A 12,691-nucleotide genomic window follows, 5' to 3' on the forward strand; every position below is an offset into this window, starting at 1 on the left:
ATTATTAATTTCTTATACAACATTGAGTTATAGATATAACAACAAATGTCAATACGCATATCGTGATGCATATTACATAATTGATATTTATTGCATATAAATATTTGTGATCTACAACACGCTTTATCTATTGCTTGTCCGCAAACGGACATATCAAGGTAATAAAAAAGGTCGCCGAAGCGACCTTTTTACCCGAAATGCTAATTACAGCAGTTCTTTTGCTTTCGCAACAACGTTATCAACAGTGAAGCCGAACTCTTCAAACAGCAGCTCTGCCGGAGCAGATTCACCGAAGGTGGTCATACCGACGATAGCACCGTTCAGGCCAACATACTTGTACCAGTAGTCAGCAATACCCGCTTCTACAGCAACGCGTGCAGTAACCGCTTTCGGCAGTACGGATTCACGGTAAGCAGCATCCTGCTTGTCAAATGCGTCGGTAGACGGCATGGACACCACGCGCGCTTTCACGCCTTCGGCAGTCAGTTTTTCGTAGGCAGCAACAGCCAGTTCAACTTCTGAACCGGTAGCGATGAAAATCAGTTCCGGCTGACCGGCGCAGTCTTTCAGCACATAACCACCGCGCGCGATGTTTGCCAGTTGCTCTTCAGTTCGTTCCTGCTGCGCCAGGTTCTGACGGGAGAGGATCAGTGCGGTCGGGCCGTCCTGACGCTCAACACCGTATTTCCACGCGACCGCGGATTCAACCTGGTCACACGGACGCCATGTAGACATGTTCGGGGTTACGCGCAGAGAAGCGACCTGCTCTACCGGCTGGTGAGTCGGGCCATCTTCGCCCAGACCGATGGAGTCGTGGGTGTAAACCATCACCTGACGCTGTTTCATCAGCGCAGCCATACGTACGGCGTTACGTGCGTATTCCACGAACATCAGGAAGGTGGAGGTGTACGGCAGGAAACCACCGTGCAGGGAGATACCGTTAGCAATCGCGGTCATACCGAACTCGCGAACACCGTAGTGGATGTAGTTACCCGCAGCATCTTCGTTGATTGCTTTAGAACCAGACCACAGGGTCAGGTTAGACGGTGCCAGGTCAGCAGAACCGCCGAGGAATTCCGGCAACAGCGGACCGAAAGCTTCGATAGCATTCTGAGACGCTTTACGGCTGGCGATTTTCGCCGGGTTAGCCTGCAGTTTAGCAATGAACTCTTTTGCTTTCGCGTCGAAGTCAGACGGCATTTCGCCTTTCATACGGCGGGTAAATTCAGCGGCTTCCTGCGGATAAGCTTTCGCGTAAGCAGCGAATTTCTCGTTCCATGCGGATTCTTTCGCCTGGCCTGCTTCTTTCGCATCCCACTGAGCATAGATTTCAGACGGGATTTCGAACGGTGCATATTTCCAGCCCAGCTGTTCGCGGGTCAGGGCAATTTCAGCGTCGCCCAGCGGCGCACCGTGGGAGTCGTGAGTACCGGCTTTGTTCGGGGAACCGAAACCGATGATGGTTTTGCACATCAGCAGGGACGGTTTGTCAGTCACTGCGCGCGCTTCTTCTACTGCGCGTTTGATGGATGCCGCGTCATGACCGTCGATGTCGCGAATAACGTGCCAGCCGTAAGCTTCGAAACGCATTGCGGTGTCGTCGGTGAACCAGCCTTCAACGTGACCATCAATAGAGATACCGTTGTCATCGTAGAACGCAATCAGTTTACCCAGCTTCAGCGTACCCGCCAGAGAGCAAACTTCGTGGGAGATGCCTTCCATCATGCAGCCGTCGCCCATGAAGGCGTAGGTGTAGTGGTCGACAATGTCGTGGCCCGGACGGTTAAACTGCGCCGCCAGCGTTTTTTCTGCAATCGCCATACCTACTGCGTTGGCAATACCCTGCCCCAGCGGACCGGTGGTGGTTTCCACACCAGCGGTGTAACCCACTTCCGGGTGGCCCGGAGTTTTAGAGTGCAGCTGACGGAAGTTTTTCAGTTCTTCCATCGGCAGATCGTAACCGGTGAGGTGCAGCAGGCTGTAGATCAGCATGGAGCCGTGGCCGTTGGACAGCACGAAGCGGTCACGGTCAGCCCAGGACGGATTCTGCGGGTTGTGTTTCAGGAAATCACGCCACAGGACTTCGGCAATGTCAGCCATACCCATAGGGGCACCCGGGTGACCGGATTTGGCTTTCTGTACTGCGTCCATGCTCAGCGCACGAATAGCATTGGCAAGCTCTTTACGTGAGGACATTTTGACTCCAGATCGGATGATGAAGGGCACGCCCTTAACGACTTGACGACAGCGCGTTTTGGGCTACGCCGGAAAATTTGCCAACAATTTACCGCAAGCCGCGCGTCATGTACATGGAACATCCTTTTGCCGCTTCAGAAATCTCTGGATCATGCTCGCATGTTGCGCAATCTACTCGCCCGTCCGCTGCGCTTTTCCTTATACTGAGACTGAGCGTCGATTCACCTGCAAACGGCGCATTTTTAGAATAATCCTGACCTTGTGCGGAAGAGAAAACATGAAAATTCGCGCCTTATTGGTAGCAATGAGCGTGGCAACGGTACTGACTGGTTGCCAGAATATGGACTCCAACGGACTGCTCTCATCAGGAGCGGAAGCTTTTCAGGCTTACAGTTTGAGTGATGCGCAGGTGAAAACCCTGAGCGATCAGGCATGTCAGGAGATGGACAGCAAGGCGACGATTGCGCCAGCCAATAGCGAATACGCTAAACGTCTGACAACTATTGCCAATGCGCTAGGCAACAATATCAACGGTCAGCCGGTGAATTACAAAGTGTATATGGCGAAGGATGTGAACGCCTTTGCAATGGCTAACGGCTGTATCCGCGTCTATAGCGGGCTGATGGATATGATGACGGATAACGAAGTCGAAGCGGTGATCGGTCACGAAATGGGGCACGTGGCGTTAGGCCATGTGAAAAAAGGAATGCAGGTGGCACTTGGTACAAATGCCGTGCGAGTAGCTGCGGCCTCTGCGGGCGGGATTGTCGGAAGTTTATCTCAATCACAACTTGGTGATCTGGGCGAGAAATTAGTCAATTCGCAATTCTCCCAGCGCCAGGAAGCAGAAGCCGATGATTATTCTTACGATCTTCTGCGCCAACGCGGCATCAGCCCGGCAGGTCTTGCCACCAGCTTTGAAAAACTGGCAAAACTGGAAGAAGGTCGCCAAAGCTCAATGTTTGACGACCATCCTGCATCCGCCGAACGCGCCCAGCATATTCGCGATCGTATGAGCGCGGATGGGGTTAAGTAAGTCAGACATACCGATCTACAACATAATTGTAGGTCGGTAACGCCTGAATCCCCGATCAGAGTAGTGATTTCACTTTATTTAGCAAAACGGCTACATCATCCGGTCGGGTATATCCCGTATCAGGGTCTATAATCGAGCTGTAAACATGTGGCATAATGCGCGGCACCCCCGCCTCCAGACAAGTTTTCAGAATCACACTGAAGTTATCCAAATCAATCCCGCCAGTCGGCTCAATCAGCGTCATACCATTGCGCGCCGCCGTGGTCGCCAGCGCGTATAGCTCCGGAAGCGACCTCTCGCCGCCCATCGGAAAGAACTTCGCCGCGTGTGCGCCCATATCTAGCATCATTCGCACCGCCGTATCGCAGGAGACGCGGGCAGGCGTACCCTGGCTGCTGCTAACGCCGGTGGAAATCAGCACTTCGCCCGGCGTCCCCGTCGGGCTAACCAGCGCGTTGACATGGGTCTGCTCACCGCCCGTAGCCGCAAGCGCGCCTGCCGCGAAACCACAACCGGTAAAGGTCTGGTTAACGTGTGCTGGATGAATCTGCGCCGCAATCATCGCAGCTTTGTAATACTGCGCCGGGTCACCCGCCCCCAGACCTACTGAAATGGACGGTATTTCCGCCATCCAACGTTTAACTTCCTGGATCCCCTCATCCACCGAGGAGAACTGCGCGGAAAGCACGCCAATCACTGCGTGGCCTTCGGCGGCGTCAAAGATTTCACGGGCATTGGCGATATCTTTCGCCAGCACATTAATTGCCACGCGATTACGATAGAAATTAATCTTTTGCATGATCTGCAATCTCCTTCAGTCGCGCCACGATAAGTGCCATTTCCCCTTCCGCCACCGTACGCGGATCAAGGCTAAAAACGCCCTGGTGGAGGTTATACCGCCGTGCATAAATCGCGATATCGCCACCACGCAGTTGCGCTTCGACGACGCGAGCGTCAACTCCCAATTCCTGCGCATTTACTCGAATACGAATACGCCAGATTGCACGCCCGGCTTCATCCTGCTCAATATCAGCCGTTAACCCGTGAATCGCAGAAATCGCTTCAACCACTGGCTGGAGCTGTTCCGCGGTGATGACTGCCTGCCCCTGGTGATAATTCTCCAGCGCGTAAACCAGCCCAACCATGTTCTCCTTGCCGATTTTCATCGCCCTGGCAATGCCGTGATGCTGCGCTTTGCAGGCTGCAATCCAGATTTTTTTACCAGTGATAAACCCGGAGGTCGGCGCGTTAAAGGCTTTTGCGCCGCTGTAGACCACCATATCCGCTCCGCTCACCACCCAGGCACGTAAATCCTCTTCGGCGGCGGCATCGACAATCAGCGGCAGGTTGTACATCTGCGCGACATGTGCGAAGTCCTCGATGTTCAACATTCCCTTCTGCACGCAGTGATGCGACTTCACATACAGCAGCGCGGCGGTCGCGTCGGTAATGGCACTCTCCAGCTGCCAGAGAGCCGCCAGGTTACTTGAACCCACCTCCACAACGCGCCCGCCACCTAAGCGGATCGCGCTGAGGATCGATGCACCGTAATCGACGTTATGGCCGCGCAGCATCACCACTTCATTGGCCATGCCGGAGCTATCCGGCATGAGCGCCACCCGGGCCTTGTCGCCGCGTGTAATGGCGGCGGCGACAGCGATGGCGATCCCTGCTGAGGCACAGGAGGTAACGTAGCTATCCTCCGCCCCGGTAAAGCGAGAGACCAGCTCGCCGGTTTTGTCCACCAGCTGGTCAATCTCCACGAAAGAGGATGCCGCGCGCGCGGTGGCCTGCATCACCTCCGGCGCGACGCTGGAGACGCCGAGAATCGTCATCTTGCCGCAGGCGTTAATCACCTGTTTCAGTCCCAGTTGTTGATAGATATTCTGCGTCATGGCTTACAGCACTCCCAGCAGCGAGCAGACCACGCTCAACGCCACAATCGACAGCAGAATCGTGGTGTAACGCGGACCCTTTTTCACCAAATAGAAGTAGATGGCGAACACTGCCGCCAGCGGCAGCAGGCCGGGCGCGATGGAGTCCAGAATCTGCTGTACCACCACTTCAGAGCCTTTCAGTGCGCTAATTTTTAAAGGTGAGGTTATCTTGACAAAGCTCGCGGATAGCGCGCCCATCATGATAAGCCCCAGTACGTTAGCGCCGTAGATAAGCTCCTTGATGCGCCCTCCCTGCAGCAGACTGATAATCGAATCGCGCCCCAGCGTATAGCCCTTGTGCACCATGCCGTAGCTGATTGCCAGCGTAATCGCCGGGTAGAGAATCAGCGGCAAAATACCGCCCATCGCGCTGCCATTGGCGGCGAACGGGATAAAAATAGCAATCAACAGCGGCATCACCGCCGCCCAGATGATGGAGTCGCCCATCCCGGCCAGCGGCCCCATCAGGCCGGTTTTAATCCCGGTGATAGAGGCATCGTTAATCGCCTCGCCGCGGGTCTTTTGCTCTTCCATGGCGATGGAGATCCCCTGGATCACCGCGCCAAACGTCTGCTCTGAGTTGAAGAAGTTCAGATGGCGTTTTAACGCCTCCACCTGCTCCTCCTTTTGCGGATAGAGCTTTTTGATAATCGGCGTCATCGAGGCGCAGAAAATCAGGCTCTGTAAACGCTCATAGGAGCTGGAAACTTCCGCGCCCAGCCAGTAGATAAACCACGCTTTGGTGATATCCGCTTTGGTCAGCGCCCCGGACTCCCGCGCGCGCTCAACCAGTTCATGCTGCATTACGTCGTCGCTCATTATGCCGCTCCTTCATTTTTCGCCAGGCCTTTAATCAGGAAGGCCACGCAGGTGCCGAAAATCGCCATCGCCATGATGTCCACCTTGAGGTACAGCACCGCGAAGAATCCGCCGATAAACCACGGCAGCAGGCTCTTTTTACCAATCACCATAATGGTGATGGCGAAGCCCAGCGCCGGGAGAATCCCGCCCATGATTTCAAACGAGTGGGTCAGCCAGTGCGGCATCAGCTTGAGGAAACTTTCCACTACGTTCTGGCCGAAGTAGTTGGCGGCGAACACCACTGGGAAACGTAGTACCAGCCCCAGCAGCGCCGGGTAGAGAAAGGCGCAGCGCATAATGGCTGACATATTGGCCGTTTCCGCGTGTTTATCGGCCATATGCACCCAGGCCGCATTTAGCGTGCGACGCAACTGGTCGAGGAATACGCCGATAACGCCAAATGGAATCGCCAGTGCAATCGCCAGGTTCGGGTCCATATTGGCCTTAACGGCGATAGGAATGGCGATACAGGCCGCCAGCGCCGGGTCTGACGGCACATTGCCGCCTGGCGTTGAGGTCACACCCAGATAGACCAACTGCATCCCCGCGCCGATAATCATCGCCGCAGGCATATTGCCGAGCAGCAGGCCGACAAAGACCGCCACCACCACTGGCTGTAACAGCATGGCGGAGAAGGTATAGCCAAGGCGCAACCGGGCAAACCAGTAATACAGCCCCATCAGGCTTGCAAAAAGTAAGGTATCCATAATTTGTTATCCCATGTTCAGAGGGTCAGAATTTTTTCAGGATATCGTCCAGCGACTGCGGTTTATCTTCCGGGATGGTCTGGAAAACAGCCTTAATGCCGCGACTTTTCAAATCGTTAAGAATGCCAACGTCTTTTTCATCCAGCGTTATGTTCTGGAACACCGCTTTACGGTTTGGCCCGCCGCCTAAACCGCCAACCTGAATATCAGCCACGTCAAAGCCCTGCTGCACCGCTTCCTGAATCGCCGCCAGCGACGGGAACAGCACCAGCACGTTGCCGTCGCCCAGCTGGTTCTCTTTCCACGCGGCCGCGAAGCTCTGGTTGCTAAAGCAGTCCACTTTGATATTCGGCGGCGCGGCCATCAGGTAGATATTTTTCATAAACGGATCGGCGTCCAGCTCGTCGCTGACCACCGCAATACGGTTGGCCTGAGACTGCCCTACCCACTTCGTCACCACCTGTCCGTGGATAAGACGGCTGTCAATGCGACATAACACGATGTTTGCCATACGATTTTCCTTACTGTTGTAATTGACGAATATGGGAGACGACGTCCAGGCAACTGTTGCGCCCAGCTTCCACCAGATCGGCCACGCAGGCGGTCAGTGGGCCATGTTCGCGCTTGTCCAGCGCCTCCAGCAGCAGCGAGGCATTAAGCCCGGAGATCACCGCCACCGGATAATCGGCGCTCAGCCGCGCCGCCACGTTAGAGGTGGTGCCGCCGATAAAATCGGTCACGATAAGCGAACCTTCCGGCATGGTTTTCACCACGGCTTCGACGCGCTGGTAAAACTCGCCCAGCGTATCGACGGGCATCAGCGCGATTTCCGTCACGCCTTCGATTTCGCCCATCACCATGCGCAGACTGTTGCAGAGCTGCAGCCCCCAGCCGCCGTGAGTTAGCAGCAGAATTTCAGGTAACGGATGAATAGGTACAGTTGTGGTCAAAATAGCCTCCTTTGCTCCAGTGTTTACATTTCATCAGGAGCAAAGGACGTGCCAGAATTTGTGTCACGCACAGAGGAAATGAGATTGGATGGGGCGTTAAGCCCCGTAAACCAGGGGATCAGCTGTAGAGCAGTTCGTAGATATAAAAATATTCTGCGTCCGATAAACGGATAGCGTAAGCCTCTTCAATCGGCAAAAAGGAGGATTTGATGACGCTAAAGGCACGAGCGTCCAGATCAAGCCGGTTTTCTAGCGCCATCTGTAACGGTTTGCGGTTAATCACGATACGCTCGACCATGCAGCAGCAGTGGATCAGAAAACGTAGTGTCACCTGGCGGCTCGGTTTCAGGGAGAGCGTGTTGGTTAAGTAGTTCAGAACATCCTCGATCTCTTTCAGAATTCGCTGCGGGTTGAGCACCGAAATATGGTTGATGATGCTCTCCATGGTCAGCGCGCTGATAAAGCGCATGGCGCTGCGCTCCATCTCCAGTCGGCGCTCGCTGCTTGAGAGATCCGGCGTCAGCAGGCTGAGCACCAGCTCCGGCCCTTGCTCGGAAAACAGTTCCTCCAGCGAGATAAACGGTATATCCGGCAGTCCCGGCTGGAAGGTGCCGACGATCCCTGCCAGCCGTTCACTGGCATTAAGCGCCTGCTGAATACGCTCCAGGCTGCGCACCTCGTTATAGTCGAGAATCACCATACGCGTGTCCTGCGACATCAGCTCGCCAAAGCTCTCCTCCAGCACCTTTTTGATCTTTTCCGCCGTCCCCATTCCGGTTATACATGAGATAACCAGCACTTTGCCACCGCTCTCTTGCTGCGGCGTGCAGAGCCGACAAGGGATATTTTTACTCTGCATAAGCACAGCCAATTGCGATAGATCGCCAGTTTCGTAGCTTAAATCCAGCCCAACCTCCAGCAGGCTGGTCAGAGTGATATTTGGCAACAACAGAACGTCAATCTGGAACAGCTTGCTGATGGTGCTGCCAAAATGGACCAGCGATCCGATATCCACCATCAGTATCAGCCGCTGCCAGCACCGGTCCTGAATCATCCGGGTCAGGGTTTCCAGGGTGTCATGCACCGACTGCTCAAATGGCATATCAATTGCGTAGAACAGATCGCGCTCCAGCACCCGGTTCACATATTGCGCCTGGCTCGTTGCGGTGGTCGCCCCGTGAGCGATTAGAATCACGCCGCAATCCGGGCTGGTGTCGATGCGCTGGCGGTAGTGGCGACACTCTTTCAGGAACAGGCACAGCCAGACCACCTCCGTCGCCGGGCACTGAATATGCAACAACTCATTGATTTTGCGGCACAGAAGCGTGGCATTGTCATACTCATCTTTACAGCGATCCAGAATCAGGCTGGATGAATAGAGTTGAGGTATAAGCCCTCGCCGCACATAGCCAATCAGCGCAAGAAAGTGTTTACGTAACGGGTTCGCCAGGTTTTCTGGCAATGTAAATCCTAATACCTGCTCCACGTAACCGATCAGCAGCGTCACACGCTCCTCAATTTGATCGCCATAGCGCGGTGGATGCGCCGCACTATGGCGGCTATAAAGACCATATTCAAAAATCGAACTGAGTTTGTTTTTCAGGATAGCCAGCGTTTCTGCGGGCGGCACGTTACTGTTGCGCAGATTGACATATTCACGAGTCAGGAAACTGTAAAACAGGTCGCTCTCTTCTATTTCCGCGCTGGTCGCCAACGAATTTTTTAACGCGGGCAACGTACGCGCATCCACGTTCAGACGATCTTTACCGCCAAACAACGCATCGACCAGCAGACGCTGCTCTGGCGTGGTATTAAACGACATCTCCGCCAGTCGTTTATCTAACTCTAGCGTATCATTACGCTCGGTCATTCCCGACGCCCACGCCTGCGCGCACAAGAACTGAATATCACTTTTAAGCTGGCCGATATTGCCTTCCAGGGGTTTACTTAACAACCAATGCAAGAGCGTTTTATCAAGGCTTATGGTACGTTCAATTTTACGACTTTCACGCTGAAAGAAGCTTACAATCAATTCGAGCTGCTCCTCGACCGAACGCTGGCGAATACCCGGTAAGTCAATACATACCTGGATACGCCGCTGGAAGGTACGCAATAGTGCCGAGTTGACCGACTCTGTAGTGGCGCAAATAAGGCGCACCGAAATTGAATATGTTGGCCCACTTGAACCAAGTGGGCGGTATTCACCTTTATCGAGAATAGAAAAGAGCTTCTCTTGTCCTTCGTACGGGAGGCGATGCACTTCATCCAGAAGTAAATAACCTCCGTCAGCTTGCTCCACCAATCCCGTTTTATTCTCACTTGCCCCGGTAAATGCCCCCTTATGGTGACCAAACAGATGTGAGGAAAGCAACTCCGGATTATGAGCATATTCGGCACAGTTAAAGTAAACCAACGGAGGTGGCGAACCTATGGTGTGCTTGCAAGCGAAGCAATGCATTAACTCAGCAAAGAATGTTTTGCCAACACCAGATGCACCGGTTAACAGCACATGTAGTCCGTGGGGATAAAGCACCGCTGCGCGGCCTTTTTCTACCGCATCACGGAGACTACGGTCGTATCCGATAAGTCCGGAAAACGGATCATCATCTGTATATTTTTCTTTCTTTGGCAATAAACTAGCCACTGAATGAACTATGCATTCGCAATCATCCAGTTTTCGATTAATGAGCAATTCTAGTGCGTGACGATGTAGAAAAAAAACAGGACGTCCCTGACTTTTTACCACCAGGCCTTCATTCCATAATTGATTAAGATCTTTACTAACCGAGTTGCGTGCCAGCCCAAGGTTAAAACCAATCGCCTCAGCAGTAAATGCTTTCTCCTTCGCTAAATCAGACAGTTCCAGCCCATACGTCAGCCGCTCCAGCTCCTTGTGAATAACATCAATCCGTCTCATTTCTTTACCGCTTAAAAAACAATAGTTGTTCAGAACATACACTATTTGTAAACGTAAGAATGAGAACTATCGGGAAGAATTAATGTTCCTTGTGGCAATCTGGTTTCTGAATATTCGTGTTTTAAATATTACTTATGGTCTGAAACAACCAGGCAGGTGAACAGAGCTAAGAAAAAGTAGCGTAGAAATATAAAAACATATATCGCACTGATGAATGTTTCCCGGCATGACTATGCACACCGGGAAATATTTAGTAAATTACTCGCCCTTTTTCGCCGCCTGAATATACAGCATCTCCAGCGCCAGCGTCGCCGCAGCCAGAGCGGTGATTTCCGACTGATCGTATGCCGGAGCCACTTCCACTACGTCCATCCCAACAATGTTGAGATCTTTCAGGCCGCGTACCAGTTTAATAGCGCGATCGGAGGTCAGGCCGCCAATCACTGGCGTACCGGTGCCTGGTGCAAAAGCAGGATCCAGGCAGTCGATATCAAAAGTCAGGTAAACCGGCATATCACCCACAATCTGTTTCACTTGGGCGATAACGTCATCCACGCTGCGATCGTTCACCTGGCAGGCGTCCAGCACGGTAAAGCCGTTGTCTTTATCAAACTCGGTACGAATACCAATCTGCACGGAATGATTCGGGTCGATCAGACCTTCTTTCGGCGCGGTATAGAACATAGTGCCGTGGTCAAATTCACAACCGTTCGCATAGGTATCGGTGTGGGCGTCAAAGTGTACCAGCGCCATTTTGCCGAAATGCTTCGCATGAGCACGCAGCAGCGGCAGCGTAACAAAGTGGTCACCACCGAAAGAGAGCATACGCTTACCGGCAGCCAGCAGCTTCTCGGCGTGCGCCTGCAGCTTCTCGCTCATCTCACGGGCATCGCCGAAAGCATATACCAGATCACCGCAGTCCACGACGTTCAGACGCTCACGCATGTCGAAATTCCACGGGAAGCGGTTGTGTTCCCAGGCCAGATTCGTCGAAACCTGACGGATAGCTGCCGGACCGTGGCGACCACCCGCACGACCAGAAGTGGCCATATCGAACGGCACGCCAGTAATCACCCAGTCAGCATCGCTGTCATATGGCTGGAAGTTCATCGGCAGGCGTAAAAAACCAAAGGCGTTGGAAACCAGTGAGTTATCGTATTGATGACCTAAGGTGCTCATGGATGGACTCCTATTACAAAGTCGATATAAAAAAACCCTTCCGCGTCGTTAGGCCCGACGAGGAAGGGTTGGATTTGCGAAACACAAGTTTGTGCTAATTATCGCCTTAAATGGGCGAGGCATCAAGCGAGGTTGCTATTTCCGACACGGTGGCGGCGCATAGCCATTGTTATCTGCCGGAAAGGCTTGTCCAGAGCACGGCGGCAGCGCGTTTTGCGCCGGGCCTTGTAATTCAAAGGCGGCAAAGCCGATTACCCCGGTATTACGCACATCGCCTTGCGCCGAATTGGCTGCGTAGGAATCAGCAACGTTGGCGAACTGAAAAGCCGCTTCAGTATGTTTATCTTTGCGGAATCCTTTAATCGCTAACGAATCTCCGGCATTCACAATATAGCCGTTGTTATTCAGCGAACCTTGCTTGCCGTTCAGCACATCCAGGCCATCAACCGTAGCAACGATCTCGTAGTTGGTGTTACGACTGTAATTACGAACATATAATTGATAATTCATTCCGACTCTGGCGTGGACAATATAGCGTGGTTCATTATTGGATGAATCATAAACACGCGTAATAGGTAGAGAATTAAAATTACCATCGCGAATAGCATATTCCAGTTCGTTAATACGAATGCTATAAACGCGGTCATAGCCGGAAGGAACATTAGTCGAATAACTAATAACGATCATCTCTGCAGGATCGCGCCAGGCTCGTTCAGCAGATACGCCCTGGACCGATGAGTGCACATCCCCACCCCAGGCGGTGCCGACATTGCCCGATGCACTGCTATTATACTGCGCATTACTGGAACAACCGGCCAGCAGCACGATTAATGCCACCAACGCGCTACGTACTTTCCATTTTTTCATAACCGTTCCCTCTGCATTTAATTAATGCAGCGATTGTAGGG

The 12,691-nt window shown here is 53.1% G+C and carries 11 protein-coding genes; 1 reads left to right on the top strand and 10 read right to left on the bottom strand.

The window, feature by feature from the left end:
• Positions 1 to 204: 204 nt before the first annotated feature.
• Positions 205 to 2,196 carry a transketolase gene (tkt, locus tag E0D98_RS16220; protein ID WP_000098614.1) on the bottom strand — a complete coding sequence of 664 codons (1,992 nt, stop codon included), beginning with the start codon at positions 2,194 to 2,196 and terminating at the stop codon, positions 205 to 207.
• 277 nt (positions 2,197 to 2,473) lie between these two features.
• Between tkt and loiP the strand changes: the two genes are divergently transcribed.
• The gene (gene loiP / locus E0D98_RS16225; protein ID WP_001297457.1) at positions 2,474 to 3,232 is read left to right on the top strand and encodes a metalloprotease LoiP; all 759 of its coding nucleotides are present in this window, start codon (positions 2,474 to 2,476) and stop codon (positions 3,230 to 3,232) included.
• A gap of 55 nt (positions 3,233 to 3,287) precedes the next feature.
• Here loiP and E0D98_RS16230 read toward each other — a convergent pair whose 3' ends face one another.
• The 9 genes from E0D98_RS16230 to E0D98_RS16270 form a co-directional block, all read right to left on the bottom strand.
• Positions 3,288 to 4,031, bottom strand: coding sequence for a 2-dehydro-3-deoxy-phosphogluconate aldolase (locus E0D98_RS16230; RefSeq protein WP_001169551.1), 744 nt, complete (start codon positions 4,029 to 4,031; stop codon positions 3,288 to 3,290).
• Entirely contained in the window at positions 4,018 to 5,127 is a 1,110-nt protein-coding gene (gene dgaE / locus E0D98_RS16235; protein WP_000193113.1) for a D-glucosaminate-6-phosphate ammonia lyase, read from the bottom strand. The genes E0D98_RS16230 and dgaE overlap by 14 nt, the downstream gene beginning before the upstream one ends.
• 3 nt (positions 5,128 to 5,130) lie before the next feature.
• Entirely contained in the window at positions 5,131 to 5,991 is an 861-nt protein-coding gene (locus tag E0D98_RS16240; protein ID WP_160333632.1) for a PTS system mannose/fructose/sorbose family transporter subunit IID, read from the bottom strand.
• Positions 5,988 to 6,737 carry a PTS sugar transporter subunit IIC gene (locus tag E0D98_RS16245; RefSeq protein WP_000380263.1) on the bottom strand — a complete coding sequence of 250 codons (750 nt, stop codon included), beginning with the start codon at positions 6,735 to 6,737 and terminating at the stop codon, positions 5,988 to 5,990. Before E0D98_RS16245 ends, E0D98_RS16240 begins: the two co-directional genes overlap by 4 nt.
• Before the next feature lie 25 nt (positions 6,738 to 6,762).
• On the bottom strand, positions 6,763 to 7,248 hold the full coding sequence (locus E0D98_RS16250) for a PTS system mannose/fructose/N-acetylgalactosamine-transporter subunit IIB (RefSeq protein ID WP_001284302.1): 486 nt from the start codon (positions 7,246 to 7,248) through the stop codon (positions 6,763 to 6,765).
• Between the two features lie 10 nt (positions 7,249 to 7,258).
• On the bottom strand, positions 7,259 to 7,687 hold the full coding sequence (locus E0D98_RS16255) for a PTS sugar transporter subunit IIA (protein ID WP_000214203.1): 429 nt from the start codon (positions 7,685 to 7,687) through the stop codon (positions 7,259 to 7,261).
• A gap of 118 nt (positions 7,688 to 7,805) precedes the next feature.
• On the bottom strand, positions 7,806 to 10,604 hold the full coding sequence (gene dagR, locus E0D98_RS16260) for a transcriptional regulator DagR (RefSeq protein ID WP_001252647.1): 2,799 nt from the start codon (positions 10,602 to 10,604) through the stop codon (positions 7,806 to 7,808).
• A 258-nt stretch (positions 10,605 to 10,862) separates the two neighbouring features.
• A complete protein-coding gene (gene speB / locus E0D98_RS16265; RefSeq protein WP_000105566.1) occupies positions 10,863 to 11,783 on the bottom strand; it encodes an agmatinase in 921 nt (306 codons plus the stop codon).
• 135 nt (positions 11,784 to 11,918) lie between these two features.
• Complete coding sequence (locus tag E0D98_RS16270; RefSeq protein WP_000758902.1) at positions 11,919 to 12,650, bottom strand: hypothetical protein; 732 nt, start codon at positions 12,648 to 12,650, stop codon at positions 11,919 to 11,921.
• Positions 12,651 to 12,691: the final 41 nt, after the last annotated feature.

The organism is Escherichia sp. KCJ4928 (assembly GCF_004352695.1).
GTDB lineage: Bacteria > Pseudomonadota > Gammaproteobacteria > Enterobacterales > Enterobacteriaceae > ECMA0423.